The organism is Pseudomonas putida S13.1.2, from assembly GCF_000498395.2.
GTDB lineage: Bacteria > Pseudomonadota > Gammaproteobacteria > Pseudomonadales > Pseudomonadaceae > Aquipseudomonas > Aquipseudomonas putida_Q.
Window position 1 is genome coordinate 2,143,177 of record NZ_CP010979.1, and the last position, 13,047, is coordinate 2,156,223.

9 protein-coding genes are annotated in these 13,047 nt (G+C 63.8%); all 9 read right to left on the bottom strand.

The genetic code is table 11. The annotated features are described in order from the left end of the window. Positions 1–224 precede the first annotated feature (224 nt). Positions 225–1,139: a site-specific integrase gene (locus tag N805_RS09725; RefSeq protein ID WP_028613749.1), complete on the bottom strand. Its 915-nt coding sequence runs from the start codon at positions 1,137–1,139 to the stop codon at positions 225–227. A gap of 277 nt (positions 1,140–1,416) precedes the next feature. Further along, entirely contained in the window at positions 1,417–3,678 is a 2,262-nt protein-coding gene (locus N805_RS09730; RefSeq protein WP_028613748.1) for an ATP-dependent DNA helicase, read from the bottom strand. After that, positions 3,675–5,324: a VRR-NUC domain-containing protein gene (locus tag N805_RS09735; RefSeq protein ID WP_028613747.1), complete on the bottom strand. Its 1,650-nt coding sequence runs from the start codon at positions 5,322–5,324 to the stop codon at positions 3,675–3,677. Before N805_RS09735 ends, N805_RS09730 begins: the two co-directional genes overlap by 4 nt. 228 nt (positions 5,325–5,552) lie before the next feature. Continuing rightward, positions 5,553–6,854: an MFS transporter gene (locus N805_RS09740; RefSeq protein WP_052751904.1), complete on the bottom strand. Its 1,302-nt coding sequence runs from the start codon at positions 6,852–6,854 to the stop codon at positions 5,553–5,555. A gap of 99 nt (positions 6,855–6,953) precedes the next feature. Beyond that, positions 6,954–8,171: a fumarylacetoacetate hydrolase family protein gene (locus N805_RS09745; protein ID WP_019471160.1), complete on the bottom strand. Its 1,218-nt coding sequence runs from the start codon at positions 8,169–8,171 to the stop codon at positions 6,954–6,956. A gap of 20 nt (positions 8,172–8,191) precedes the next feature. Continuing rightward, positions 8,192–9,250: an Ldh family oxidoreductase gene (locus N805_RS09750; protein WP_019471159.1), complete on the bottom strand. Its 1,059-nt coding sequence runs from the start codon at positions 9,248–9,250 to the stop codon at positions 8,192–8,194. Between the two features lie 34 nt (positions 9,251–9,284). Continuing rightward, positions 9,285–10,826: a UxaA family hydrolase gene (locus N805_RS09755; RefSeq protein ID WP_019471158.1), complete on the bottom strand. Its 1,542-nt coding sequence runs from the start codon at positions 10,824–10,826 to the stop codon at positions 9,285–9,287. 281 nt (positions 10,827–11,107) lie between these two features. Continuing rightward, positions 11,108–12,061: a LysR family transcriptional regulator gene (locus tag N805_RS09760; protein WP_019471157.1), complete on the bottom strand. Its 954-nt coding sequence runs from the start codon at positions 12,059–12,061 to the stop codon at positions 11,108–11,110. A gap of 34 nt (positions 12,062–12,095) precedes the next feature. Beyond that, positions 12,096–13,043 (bottom strand): LysR family transcriptional regulator, encoded by a 948-nt coding sequence (locus tag N805_RS09765; RefSeq protein WP_019471156.1) that lies wholly within the window; start codon positions 13,041–13,043, stop codon positions 12,096–12,098. Positions 13,044–13,047 lie beyond the last annotated feature (4 nt).

Below are 13,047 nucleotides of genomic sequence, written 5' to 3' on the forward strand. Positions count from 1 at the left end.
TGCCACGGCCGCTCTGGCATCGGGCATACGGGGGGATGGCGCACAAAGCGGGGGCGTGGGTTGGCCCTGTTTCGGTGCCGGCAGAAGTGCAAAAGGGGCCGCTTTGCAGCCCTTCGCGGGCACGCCCGCTCCCACAGGTTAATCTGCGCTTGGAGGCCCGTGTTATACCTGTGGGAGCGGGCGTGCCCGCGAAGGGGCGCAACGCGGCCCCAAAACATCAAACCTCAGTAATCGAAACGGTCGACCGCACGCCTACGTTCGTTGTCGTCACGCCGGTCATAAATGGCGGTGGTCTGGATGTTGACATGGTGCGCCAGCTTCTGGGCAATTGACAGGTCGTGCTCTTCGATCACCCGGGTAATGAACGCCCGGCGGAAGTCATGCGGCATGATCTTCACCCCCACTTGCGCGCCGCGTTGGCGGGCAATGTAGTAGATCGCATGCTTGGTAATACGCGCCCGGGTAATGTGGCTACCGCGGCGGATACGGTTGAACAGGAACAGGTCGTCTTCTGCCCCTGCCGGCAAGTCCTGACGGCGCAAGTCAAGCCACGCCTGCAGCTTCTCGAACGCCCATGGCGGGGCGTACTTGATCAGTTGGTGGTTGCCCTTGCCCACCACCTGCAGGCTGCGTGCCTGGAAATCGACTTGAGCCAGGTCGATGTCCACCGATTCGGACTTGCGCATGCCAGTGCCGTACAGCAACGCGATGATCGCCGCGTCGCGCACCCCCTGCGGCCTCGGGTCGGACGCGCACACATCCATCAGTTCGCGAATCAGGCTGCGGCGCAGGTTGCGCCCTGGCGGCAGGCGGCTGCCAGTGGCCGGTTTGACCTCACGTATGCGCAACAACTGCTCATGGTCGATCAGGCCCTGACGCCAGGCTTCGTTCATCACCCCACGAATGGCGTTGACGTACAGCGACGAACTATTGGGCGCATAACCGTCGGCACGCAGGGCCGACACCAAGGCGATCACGTGGCCAGGCTCTAGCCGATGCCAAGGCACATCGACCACATTGCAGTCTACGAAGCCAAGCCGGTCGGCGGCGTCCTGAAGGATGTAGCGCATGGTCTGCTGGCTGGATGGGGCCAGGCGGTCCATGTACTGCAGCAGCGGATTTTTAGGGAGATCGGACAAAAGTGAATCCTGTAGCGAAGCGGCAGCCGGAAGCGAAACGGGCAAACCTTAAAGCAAGTCAAACGACAGACAAACAAGTCCTGACGACCGGCAAGTGCGCATGGGCATCAGGACCCTGAGGGGTGCCATCACCTTGAAATTCAAGGGCTTTGCAACAGGCACGGTTCGTGATCTTACCTCAATTGCAGCCCACTGAACGAACCAAGGACCGCCCGTGCTCGTGCAACCCATAGCTTCACGGCCACGCCAGGGCGTGATAACCCAAGGCAAAGGACTGCTAAACGATTGCCGTCGGCCACCATGTCGGAAACATCTGCTGCACGCGGGGCTCGGCGAAGCGTTCATCGATCAACACCAGCACACCACGGTCCTGGTCACCACGGATAACCCGGCCAGCCGCCTGGATCACCTTGCGCACCCCCGGATAGAGATAGGCGTAGTCAAAACCCGCACCAAATTGCCGCCCCAGGCGCTGCTTGAACTGCTCGTTGACCGGGTTGACCTGCGGCAACCCCAAGGTGGCGACAAACGCGCCGATCAGCCGGGTACCTGGTAAATCCACGCCTTCGCCGAACGCACCGCCCAAAACGGCGAAGCCCACGCCTCTGCCATCGGCGACAAAGCGATCGAGAAACGCCTGGCGCGCCGCCTCATCCATGCCCGGTGCCTGCGCCCACAGCGGAATCTGACCATGCCGCTCGGCCAACAGGCCTGCCACCTGCTGCAGGTATTCGAAGCTGCTGAAGAATGCCAGGTAGTTACCGGGCATGCGCTCATACTGTTGGGCAATCAGCCCAACGATCGGTGCCAGAGACGCTTGGCGCTGCTGGTAACGGGTGGACACCTGGCTGGCAATCCGTACTTCCAGCTGCTCTGCGCGAAACGGCGCAGCCACTTCCAGCCAGGCGGTATCGGCAGGCATCCCCAGCAAGTCGCTGTAGAAATGCCGCGGGCTCAATGTGGCGGAAAAAAGGGTCACACTGCGCGCCGCCTGCATGCGGGGTGCCAATAGGCGCGCCGGGGTGACATTGCGCAGGCACAGGGTAGCCAGCCGACGCTTGCGCGGGCCCTGGCGCTGGCTGATGTCGAACAGAAAGTGCTCATCAAACAGCTCGGCAACCCGGCTGAACTGCAAGGCGTGATAGAAGAACTGCAACACCTGCGGGTCCATGTGCGCGGGCGCCTGGTTCATCTGCTCCTGAATCAGCCCGATGCACTGCTGCAAGGCGCGCAACAGCCCGTCGGGCAGCGTCTCGCTGGCCTGGTACGGCGCACGCTGCTCTTTGTACAGCGCATTCCACTGCCGGTTCAGGCGGTCCAGCGCGCTGACCAGCCCAGGCGGTTTGCTCTGGCGCAGGACCAGCAGTTGCCCCTGGTCAAGGCTGGCGCTGTACATGCCGCGCCCACGCTCGACCAGGTTATGCGCTTCGTCCACCAGCACCGCCACGCGCCACTGGTTGAGCTGGGTCAGGCCGAACAGCAAGGCATGCGCATCGAAGTAGTAGTTGTAGTCGGCGACCAGCACGTCGACCCAGCGCGCCATTTCCTGGCCCAGGTAGTACGGGCAAACCTGATGGGCCAGGGCCACTTCGCGCAGGTTGGCACGGTCGAGCAACGGCAGGGCTGCGGCAGCCTCACGCGCTGCCGGCAAGCGGTCGTAAAAGCCGGCGGCCAATGGGCAGGACTCACCATGACAGGCCTTGTCCGGGTACTCACAGGCTTTGTCGCGGGCGATCAACTCCAGTGTGCGTAAAGCAGGTTGCGGCGTGGCATCGGTGATCTGGCGCATGGCATCGAGGGCCAACGCCCGGCCCGGGGTCTTGGCGGTGAGAAAGAACAGCTTGTCCAGCTGCTGCGGCACCATGGCTTTTAGCAGCGGGAACAAGGTGCCGAGGGTTTTGCCAATGCCGGTGCTGGCCTGGGCCATCAGACAACGACCGGTGCTTACCGCCTTGTACAAGGTTTCGGCCAGCTGCCGCTGACCCTGGCGGAACTGTGGGTAGGGGAAGCTCAGCGCCTGAAGGCCTTGGTCACGTTCGGCCAGGCGTCGTTGCTGGAGTTGAGCCCAACCTAGAAAGCGCTGGCACTGGGTTTCGAAGAAGGCCTGCAATTCAGCCGCCGTAAAGTGTTCGCTGAACAGCGTCTGGTCGTCGCTGTCCACGTCCAGGTATACCAGCGCCACCTCGATGGCCGGCAGTTGTCGTGCCTGGCACATCAGCCAGCCATAAACCTTGGCCTGCGCCCAGTGCAACTGACGGTGATTGGCCGGTTGACGCGCCAGGTCGCCACGGTGCGTCTTGATCTCTTCCAGGCGGTTGCTGCCAGGGTCATAACCGTCGGCGCGGCCTCGCACCTTGAGGGTTTCGAACTGGCCTTCAAGGGTGATTTCCGACTCGTAGCCCGCAGCCCGCCGTGCCACTACCCGCTGGTGCCCTTCGATGCCCTCCTGGGCGGTGGGCGACGGCGTAAAGCGCAGGTCCAGGTTGCCGACCTTGGCGCTGAACTCGCACAAAGCACGCACCGCCACGCTGTAACTCAAGGCGCTTCGCTCCAACGCACATGGCACACCGCAACGGGCAGGCCGTGTTGCCTGCAGAATTCCAGCCAGCGCAGCTGGTTGTCCTGCAGGCGGTCACCGGGCCCCTTGACCTCAACCATGCGGTAACGCCCCTGCTCGGGCCAGAACTGGATCAGGTCAGGCATGCCCGCGCGGTTGCTGCGGATATCCTGCAACAGGCGCAGGAAGCACTGTTTCAGCTGGGCAGCCGGCAAGCACGCCAAGGCCTGTTCCAGCAGTTCCTCGCTGAGCATGGACCAGAACACGAACGGCGACTGCAGGCCCTGCTTGCCCTTGTAGCAGTTGAGAATCGCCTGGCGATGGCTGCCATCGTCGAGCCGCCCCAGGCAGAGATCGAACAGCGCGCTGCGCCGTTGCTGGAAGTCACTGTCGTGCAGATCCTGTGGCGCAGCCTGGAACGGGTTGAAAAATGCGCCGGGCACCGGGGCAAAGATCGCCTCCCAGCACAACAGGCCAAACAGGCTGTTGAACAACGTGTTCTCCACGTAATGCGCCTGGCCACCTTCTTGCGCCAGGTGTTGACGCACCGCCTCTTCAACACCCAGCGCAGCGTGCTCGCGGGGCAGCTCGAGCTCGATCAGCTCCAGCGGCGTGGCACGCTGGCGCCGCTGTGGCGGGCCGCCAAGCTTGCGCGCCAGGCGTGGCAGCATCCGTTCCAGTGCCTGCACTTCCAGCGCGTTGGCCGGTGCCGCCGCGAGCTGTAGTGCCAGCGCATGGGCCTGGGGCCACTGCTCAGTGCGCTCAAGCACCCGCACCTGGCGAATGCGTGCCTGGGCATGGCTGCACTGGCCGTACACTGCCATGGCCTGGTCCCACTCCCCCAGGCGCTCGCATTGCTGCCCCAGGGCGAACTGCAGGCGCGCATGGCGGCGGGCCAGCCACGGGTTGTCACTGTGCAGGCCCTGCAGGGTACCCAGAATCGACACGGGTTCGTCGCCCTGCTCCAGCCGCTCGGCGCACTGGTGCAAGGCCATGGCCAGGTCGACTTCGGCACGTTGCTGCAGGGCTCGCGAGCCCGTGCTGAATGGCACCTGCTCGTAACGCAGCACACCGAGGTCGGCGAGGACGAACTCTGACCAGTCCTGGTACAGGTTGCCGAAGAACAACAGGCGCATGCGGTCGCACAAGGGTTGCAGGCACCACTGGAGGATGCGCACCTCGCTGTCGGGAAACCATTCGGCCAGTGACCGGGCCAGCAGCCCCAGCGGTTGCAGCTGTGCCAACAGCTCATGCTTGGCGGCACGCGGGCGGCTCAGTTGCCGGGCGAAGCAGCGGGCCAGTTCGTCTTTGCGCAGCAAGGCGAACAGCTGTTCCAGGCCCAGTTGCTCGGGTTCCCGCACCCAGCCGAGTTTCTGCAAAGGCTGCAGCGCCAGCGCCGTATCGCCGATTTCGGCGTAGTCGAGCCGGTCGCTGCGAAACAGCTCGCCTTTGCGCATGACCATGCGCACCATCAAGGCCTGGGTTGGCGCTTGCAGTTGATTGAAGGCACGGATGAAGGCCAGTTCCTGGCCATCGAGCAGGTCCTGGTAGCGCTGTTCGACCCACAGCACTACCTGGCGGAAGTTATGCAGGTAGTAGAACGGGTCGTCGACGGAATGGGCGATCACGGGCGGAGGTCAGGTTGCGGTAACAGGCACTGTTTATACATACAGATAACCATGCCTGACAAGAGCCGTGGGTCAGTCCGTTGGCGCTTTGTGTAGGAGCGGCCTTGTGTCGCGATGGGCTGCGCAGCAGCCCCGGCAATTTCTGCTGCGAAGCTGGAATCCTGGGACCGCGTTGCGGTCCATCGCGACACAAGGCCGCTCCTACAGGGATTACGTGACGTTTCCAGGCTACTTGGTTGCCGGGACCATCTCCCCTGCTTCGACCTTGGCACTGCCAATCGGCGCCTGCAGCAACAGGAAGTACGCCACCGCCGAGCACAACGCCACCACCGCACTGATCATGAACGCCGTGGTGAACGAGCCCGAGTACTGGATACTGAAGCCGGTAGCGATCGGCGCCACGGAGCCGGCAATGTAGCCGCCGAAGTTCTGGATCGAGCCAAACGAGGCCACGCGCTGGCTGTCGACGATGGTGTTGACGATCATCCAGACAGTGGCACTGGCCATGTTGATGCTGAACAGCGCCAGGCACAGCAGTATCACGCAGCCTGTCAGGCCAGTGACGAACGACAGCGGCAAGGTGAACAGCGCCGCCAGTACCAAGCCGGTGATGACGCTGAACTTGCGGCTGCCCAGCACGCTCATGCCACGCTTCACCAGCCAGTCGCAGAAGCGGCCCGCAACGATTGTACCCGCTGCACCAAAGCCGTACGCCAGCGACACTACCCAGGCGGTCTTGTACAGGTCCAGGCCGTGTTCACGCTCGAAGTACCCCGGCAACCAGGTCAGGTGCAGCCACAGCATGTAGATCACACCCATGAAACCCAGCACCGCACCCCAGGTGCTGCGGTGCTTGAACAGGTCGAGCCAGCCGGCGAAGTACGAGGCCTTGGGCGCGTGCACAGGGGCCGCCGGGGCCTCGTGCTCACCTGGCAGCGGCTTGCCTTCGGCCGCCAGTTCCGCCAGGTAACGCGCCTTGCTCTTGTAGAACGTCAGCCAGCACACCGCCAGCACCACGCCGATCACGCCGGTAATGATGAACATGCCGCGCCAGCCGAAGTTGACCATGAACAGCGTCAGCAAGGGCGGCGCCAGGCACGGGCCCAGGCAGGTCGACGACCAGACCACGCCGGTCGGGGTGCCGCGTTCGTTGGCATCGAACCACTCCGACAGGGCTTTGGCCGCCGACGGGAACATCGGTGCCTCGCCAATGCCCAGCAACACCCGCAGGCCCATGAACCCGGCAAAGCTGTTGACCATGCCAAACGCCGCCTGGGCCACCGACCAGCCCAGCAGCGAGGCGCCGAGGGCGACCTTGCTGCCCAGGCGGTCGATGATCATGCCCATTGGCAACTGGGCAAAGGCATAGGCAATGGAAAACGCCGACAACAGGATGCCCATCTGCGAAGGGCTGATCATCATGTCTTTCTGGATGGAGGTATTGGCAATCGATAGCGCACTGCGGTCCAGGTAGTTGACGATGCCGATCAGCAGCAGGAACACGACGGTTATGCGCTGGTACTTCTTCATAGGGTTCATGTGTCGACCTTTATTATTATTGTTGCCGCGCTGTCAGCGCCTTGGCGATCCATCGATACTGCCGCGCCCCTCCCTGGCGCAGCGTATTGCTCAGGGCCGGCGTGCGGTGGCTGCAACCTCCAGCAGGCCACGTCGGCCAAGGTTGTCGATCAACGCCCGCAGGCCAAACGCCCACTGCGGTGCCTGGTCGCTGGTGGTCACGCGGTTGCACAGGGTACCCAGTTGCGGGTTGCTGATGGTCACAACATCGCCCGGCTTGTGGGTAAAGCCATTGCCTGGCTGGTCACGGTCCTGCTTGGGGGCGAACAGGGTGCCGAGGAAGAGCACCATGCCGTCGGGGTACTGATGGTTTTCGTTTAGGGTTTGCTGCACCAGGTCTTGCGGGTCGCGACTGATCTGGCGCATGGAACTGCGGCCAGACAGGATGAAACCGTCCTCGCCTTCAACGCGCAGGTCTACTTCAGCGTTGCGCACATCGTCGAGGCCGAAGCTTTCGTCAAACAGCCGCAGCAGCGGGCCCAGTGCGGTGGAGGCATTGTTGTCCTTGGCCTTGGACAGCAGCAAGGCGCTACGCCCTTCGAAATCACGCAGGTTGACGTCGTTGCCGAGCATCGCGCCCTTGATGCTGCCATCGCTGGACACCGCCAGCACCACTTCCGGCTCCGGGTTGTTCCAGCTGGACTTGGGGTGGATGCCGATAGCGGCACCGTGGCCAACCGCCGACAGCGGCTGGGCCTTGGTGAACACCTCGGCATCCGGGCCAATGCCCACCTCCAGGTATTGCGACCACAGGCCCTGCTCCACCAGCACCTTGCGCAGCGCTTCGGCCTGCGCCGAGCCGGGCACGATCTGCGACAGGTCTGCGCCGATGCGGCTGGCCAGGGTGTCACGGATGGCATCGGCCTTGGCCGGGTCGCCCTTGGCCTGCTCTTCCACCACACGTTCCAGCAGGCTGGTGGCGAAGGTTACGCCAGCGGCCTTCACCGCCTGCAAGTCGATAGGCGCCAGCAGCCATGGCTGACGCGGGTCGCGCTGGGCGGGGTCGCTGTTGTCCAGCAACACCGATAGCGCCACCAGCGGTTCGGCCAGCGGCAAGGCGCGCAGGTAGGCGACCGGGTCGGCCACTTCAAGCAGGGCCGAGACAGTCGCCACGTAGGTGCTGATGTCGTAGACCGCGCCGGCTTTCACCAGCACCACCGCCGGCCCCTGGTCCGCCAGCCACACCCGCCCTACCCAGCTGCCGCTGTCGAACACACTGGCATCCTGGCTCAGCGGCAGCGGTTGATTGGCGTTCGATCGATCAGTCATCTGTGTACCCTTACTGTGCATCATTGGGAAAGTGCCGGCAGTTGCAGTTGGCCGGCCAGGCGATCAAGGTCAGCCAGCAGCTGTGGCGAGAGGCTCACGCCCTGCTGCAGGGCCTGGCGGCGCAGGGCAAGGCCAGCCTGCCCAGGCAAGCGCACCGGGCGCGCAGGGTCGAGCGGGCGGCTGGCGAGTACCAGTCGGCCCAGGAAGCTGGTTTCATCGGTGAACGCTTCCAGGCCGCCGAAGAAGCGCGGGTCGATGACCACGGCGGTGGCCGAGGCGCCCCACTGCTCAGGGGCATCCTTGCGCCCATGGCCGGCCAGGCCGGACGTCAGGGCTTCGACCAGCAGCGCCAGGGCAAAGCCTTTGTGGCCAAAGGCCTGGCCGCCGAGGGGCAGGATGCTGCCTTGCGGGCGGGTAAAGAAATCGACCGGGTCGTCGCTCAGCTGCCCGTCATTGCTCACCAGTACCGGGTGCGGCAGGCGGCTGCCGGCATCGCGGCATTGGCCAACCAGCCCGAGGGTAACGGTAGACATGCTCACGTCCAGCAGGATCGGCTCGCCTTGGGTCGGGATACCGGCAGCAATCGGGTTCGGGGTGTAGATGGGGTCGATACCACCATGGGCGCAAACCAGCCCTACCGAGGGGTCCGACGAGTAGACCATGGCCACCAGGCCCTGGTCGGTAAAGGGCTTGAGATAGGCTGCCAGGCAGCCAATGTGCGAAGCGCGGCGCACCACCGCAATGCCGATGCCCTGCGCAGTCGCACCTTTTGCCGCGCAGTCCAGGGCACGGCTGACGCAGTAAGGCCCCAACAGGTAGTGGCCATCGAACACGCTGGAAATGCCACTGTCCGACACCTGTTCCAGTACCTGTGCACGGGCCTTGACCTTGCCTTCCTGCATGCCACCGATGTAGCGGCTGACCAGGTTCAGGCCGTGGGTACGGTGCCCAAGCAGTTCACCTTCGAGGAGTACCCGGGTCACCACCTGGGCGACTTCGGCATCGGCACCGGCCCTTTCGAACAGCCGCTCGACAAAGGTGGTGAGCGCTTGCACGTTGAAATGTGTGGCTTGAGTCATTGTTGTTATCTCGTAAGGGGACAGTAGCGGTCAATCAGGTCACTGCGCCGATCTGCCAGGGCACGAACTCGTTCTGCCCATACCCGTGCTGTTCGCTCTTGCTGCGTTCCCCGGACGCAATGCGCAGCATCTGCTCGAAGATGTACGCGCCACGCTCCTCGATACTGGTGGAGCCGTCGGCAATCCCGCCGCAGTTGACGTCCATGTCCTCTTCCTGGTGTTCAAACACCCGGTTGTTGGTCGCCAGCTTGATCGACGGCGCCGGCGCGCAGCCGTACGCCGAGCCACGCCCGGTGGTGAAGGCGATCAGGTTGGCCCCGCCGGCCACCTGGCCAGTGGCCGAGACCGGGTCGTAACCGGGGGTGTCCATGAACACCAGGCCTTGGGCACGCACAGCTTCGGCGTACTGGTACACGTCGACCAGGTTGCTAGACCCTGCCTTGGCCACAGCACCCAGCGACTTTTCGAGGATGGTCGTCAGGCCCCCGGCCTTGTTGCCGGCCGACGGGTTGTTGTTCAGCTCGGCATTCATGCGCTGGCAGTAGTCTTCCCACCAGCGGATGCGCGCCACCAGCTTTTCGCCGACCTCACGGCTGACCGCGCGACGTGTCAGCAAGTGCTCGGCGCCGTAGATTTCCGGGGTTTCGGACAGGATGGCGGTACCACCGGCCGCCACCAGGCGATCCACGGCGTTGCCCAGTGCCGGGTTGGCGGTAATACCGGAGTAGCCATCAGAGCCGCCACATTGCAGGCCGACCACCAGATGCCGTGCGCTGACCGGTTGGCGTTGGACATGGTTGGCCTCGGCCAGCAGGCTGCGGACCTGCTCGATGCCGGCAGCGATGGTTTTCGACGTGCCACCGATGCCCTGGATGGTGAAGGTGCGCAGCTGCGCACTGGCTTGCAACCCCTGGGTTTCCAGCAGGCTTTCTATCTGGTTGGTTTCGCAGCCCAGGCCAATGATGAGTACGGCAGCAAAGTTGGGGTGCACGGCGTACCCTGCCAGGGTGCGGCGCAGCAGGCCAAGGGCTTCGCCGCCGGGGTCCACTGCGCAACCGGCACCGTGGGTCAGGGCGACCACGCCGTCGATGTTCGGGTAGTCGGCAAGCACCTCGGGGTGAATGTCACGGCGGAAATGGTCGGCCACAGCCCGGGCCACGGTCGCCGAGCAGTTCACCGAGGTGAGAATGCCGATGTAATTACGGGTGGCAACACGCCCACCGGCGCGCACGATGCCCTGGAACTGAGCTTCGGTACCAGGCTGGCTGCGCGTGTCCACACCAAAGGCATAGTCGCGAGCGAAATCACCCATCTGCACGTTGTGCACATGTACGTGGTCGCCGGCATCAATGGCCTGCGAAGCAAAACCGATAATCTGCCCGTATCGGCGCAGCGGCTGGCCCTGCTCCACGCGTTCGGTCGCGAGTTTGTGGCCGGAGGGAATCGGCTGACGCACGGTAATCGCCTCGGCATCCAGATGCAGGCCTTGCGGCAAGGCCTGGCGGGCGATAAGCACGTTGTCCAGCGGGTTGAGGCGGATGACGGCAAGGTCACCGGACTTGGCAATCAGTTGCATGGGACCTCTCAGGGCGGTGCGGCGGGCTTCTTGTTATGGCTGTTGCCACTGTATGAAGCCTTGCCCAGCATTCCCAATGAGATGATCCGATCAAGCGATAACCAGACGTTATCGCAAGAGGATTTCGATGTGTGATCTTCAATCGCCTGTAAGACCGACAGGGCCGCTTCGCAGCCCATCGCAGGCAAGCCAGCTCCCACAGGGACCGCACCACCCGGAAGGCCTCGCAATACCTGTGGGAGCTGGCTTGCCTGCGATGGGCTGCGCAGCGGCCCCCGTTTCTAACCCTGCAATGTCCTGCGACTCTGCGCACCCTCCAGCAAAATCTCGACAAACGCCCGTGCCGAAGCACTCAGCGGCTCATCCTTGCGGGTGACCACGCCATACTCCAACGCGGGCACATGCAAAGTGCTGCGCAGCTCCCTGAACTGCCCGCTGGCCAGCTGCGCGGCAACCATCGAGCGCGGCAACATGGCAATCATCGGCGCCGATTGCAGCAACTGCAGGAACATCGGCATGGAGATGGTCTCGACGCTGTCGACGGGCGTGGCAATACCGGCCACCCGAAAGGCCTGTTCCAGGCGGTTGCGAATCGGCGTGCCCACCGGGTACAGCACCCACGGCCAGTCGCCCAGCGCCGACAGTGGCGGGCTTTCCAGCTGGTTGAGCGGGTGCTCGCTGTTGACCACCAGGCTGAACGGTTCGGGCTCCAGCGGCTGGAAGTCGAACAGCTGGCTGAAGCGCTCTTCGGTGAAGCGGCCAATCATGATGTCGAGCTTGTTCTGCTCAAGCATGGTCAGCAGGTGATCACTGGAGTGCTCCACCACTTCGATCGACAACAGCGGGCTGCGTGCCTTGATCGCGGCGATGGCCTGGGGCAGTACCAATGCAGTCGCGGCAAAGATGCCACCGACGCGGATAAAACCGTGCCCGCCGTTGCGCAGGCGGTTGACCTGGTCGACGAATTGCTGCGACTCGGCCAACGCACCCTGGGCATAACGCACTACATATTCACCCAGTTCGGTGGGCGGCATACTGCGCGGCAGGCGCTCGAACAGGGCAAAACCAAACTGCTCCTCGAGGTCGCGCAGCATCTTGCTCAAAGCCGGCTGGCTGAGGTTCATGCGCGTGGCGGTTGCGTGCATGTTGCGGGTGCGCGCCAGGGTGTCGATCAGCACCAGGTGCTTGTAGCGGATCCAGTTGCAAAAGCTGGAGTGGGTCATGTCCGACGACATCGGCGGCAGGCCTCAGGCAGGTGAAAAGGCAGGGTTATTGCGCCCGCAGGTAGCGCAGCAAGGTATCCAGGGCAACCGAGTCTGGCCGCGACCGCAGGGTCAGCACGCCCAGGTTGGCCATGGTCAGCGGCAGCTCTACCGGCAGGATGGCAACCATGCCATAGCGGGCATAATGCTCGGCCACGTCATTGGGTACCACCGCAATCATTTCGGAGGCTTCGAGCATGGCAGTGGTGGCCAGAATCGAGGCGGTTTCAACGATGTCCAGTGACTGCACCATGCCCCCGGCCTGCAGCGCACTTTCGACACGGCGGCGCATCGGGCTACCGATGGGGTGGAGGATCCAGGTCAGGGCCACCAGGTCAGCCAATTGCAACCCGCTAGCCGCCGCCAGGGGATGGCCGGCGCGGGCAATCACGCGCATCTGCTCACCGCTTTCAAACAGTTCGATGTTCAGGTCCTGGCTGTCGCTCTGGTCTGGCAGGCGGCCCACCACCATATCGAAATCGCCGCGCAGCAACGCAGGCAGCAAGGTATCACTGGTACCCACTTCCAGCGAAATACGCACCTTGGGATGGTCGCGCTTGTAGGCCAGTACCGCCTTGGTCAGAACGCCGGGTACCGGGCCCATGACGCTACCCACCCGCACCAGGCCCAAGGCCCCGCGCGCCAGTTCGGCGATTTGTGCCTGGGCATGCTCGAACTCATGCAACGCGTTCTGTGCATAGCGGATCATCACCTCGCCGTACAGCGTTGCTTGCATGCCCCGCGGCAAGCGCTCGAACAGACGTACGCCAAGGCGTTCCTCAAGCTGCTGCAGCAACAGGCTGGCCGCCGGTTGCGTGGTGTGCATCGCGGCGGCGGCGCGGCGCAGGTTGCCGAACTCGCCCAAGGCATTAAGCAGCGTGATCTGGCGGCTGGAGATCTTCAGTGCGCCAAGGCTGGCAGGCGCCTGGGTTGGGTTAAGTGGTAAGCGAGACATATCG

Coding starts and splice junctions, on each gene's coding strand:
- N805_RS09740 (WP_052751904.1), bottom strand. CDS start 6,854: ATGAAGAAGTACCAGCGCATAACCGTCGTGTTCCTGCTGCTGATCGGC.
- N805_RS09745 (WP_019471160.1), bottom strand. CDS start 8,171: ATGACTGATCGATCGAACGCCAATCAACCGCTGCCGCTGAGCCAGGAT.
- N805_RS09750 (WP_019471159.1), bottom strand. CDS start 9,250: ATGACTCAAGCCACACATTTCAACGTGCAAGCGCTCACCACCTTTGTC.
- N805_RS09755 (WP_019471158.1), bottom strand. CDS start 10,826: ATGCAACTGATTGCCAAGTCCGGTGACCTTGCCGTCATCCGCCTCAAC.
- N805_RS09760 (WP_019471157.1), bottom strand. CDS start 12,061: ATGTCGTCGGACATGACCCACTCCAGCTTTTGCAACTGGATCCGCTAC.
- N805_RS09765 (WP_019471156.1), bottom strand. CDS start 13,043: ATGTCTCGCTTACCACTTAACCCAACCCAGGCGCCTGCCAGCCTTGGC.